The organism is Tabrizicola sp. (assembly GCF_030694085.1).
Classification (GTDB): Bacteria; Pseudomonadota; Alphaproteobacteria; order Rhodobacterales; family Rhodobacteraceae; genus Tabrizicola.
Genome location: NZ_JAUXZE010000062.1, coordinates 1 through 1,088 on the forward strand (window position 1 = coordinate 1; position 1,088 = coordinate 1,088).

Consider the following 1,088-nt stretch of genomic DNA (forward strand, 5'->3'; position numbering starts at 1 on the left):
GGCGAAAGGCGTCTCGGTTGGTGCGATCAGCGCGGCGCTGAAGGTTTCGCCCAAGACCGTCTACAACGTCATCGGCCGGGGCCGTTCCGCTGTCTCCGCCAACGACAGCCGCACCCGTGTGCTGACCATGCGCGTCACCGAGCGCGACCTTTGCGGCTTCGATGCGGCTCTCGCGCGTCGCGGCATTGCCCATCGCTCGGACGCCATGCGCTCCCTGATGCTGGCGGCCGACGATCTCTTGCGCCCCGATGAAGGCATGACCGATGAGCTAAGAGGGTTGAGCGCGGCGCTGAACCGGGTCGGTAACAACGTGAACCAGGTCGCGCGCCGTCTGAACGAGGCAAAGCTCAAAGGCGAGCGGCTGCCCTACACCTCTGCCAGCCATGCCGAAATCCGCGATCTCGCCGTGCTGATCTTCGACATGGCCGACCAGATCCAGGAGATGTTCCGCGCGCGCCGCCGGACATTGGACGTCGAGGTCACCAAGGCGCTCGCCGGTCTGGCGCGGCTGCAAGCGGAGCAGGTGGTCGAGCATGGCGCGGAGTGAGGCGCGCGGTGTGGGGCCCGCCCTCTTCGATCGCGACTGGAGCCGGGTCTCGGGCAGCTGGCAGGGGCTGGCGAAGAATGCTCAGATGGTCCGGGCCGCGCGGGGCTATTCCCCTGCTATCTTCAAGCCCATCTCCAAAGGTGGGTGCCATACCGGCGCCCAGTTGAAGGCCCAGCTGACCTACCTCACCACCAAGTCCAGTCACATCCTCGACAGCCGTGGCACCCATGATGGCAAGAAGACCTTGTCTGAGGCCGAGATCGACCGGGTCGTGCGGCGCTTCGAGAACCAGTGGGGCGAGCGGCACAGTCCGAAGCTCGGCCATACATCGCATCTCCTGATGGCCTTTCCCGTCGGCACCAGTGGTGAAGAGGTGCGCGCGATCACCGAGACGGTCTGTGAGCGGTTCTTTCAAGGTGAGGGGTCGCAATTCGACTATATTGCTGCAATACACCAAGATCGCGCGCATCCACATGCGCATATCGTTCTGAACCGCCGCAGCAAGGATGGCGAAATGTTCTTTCTCGGGAAGGATCACCAC

At 64.1% G+C, this 1,088-nt stretch carries 2 protein-coding genes; both read left to right on the forward strand.

Annotation, left to right across the window (positions count from 1 at the left end; translation table 11 throughout):
• Positions 1-547 (forward strand): plasmid mobilization relaxosome protein MobC (gene mobC, locus Q8M85_RS15125; RefSeq protein ID WP_305546101.1); only part of this gene is annotated, 547 nt, incomplete at its 5' end.
• The coding region (locus Q8M85_RS15130; protein ID WP_305546103.1) for a relaxase/mobilization nuclease domain-containing protein at positions 534-1,088 on the forward strand (555 nt) is incomplete at its 3' end. The genes mobC and Q8M85_RS15130, both read left to right, overlap by 14 nt.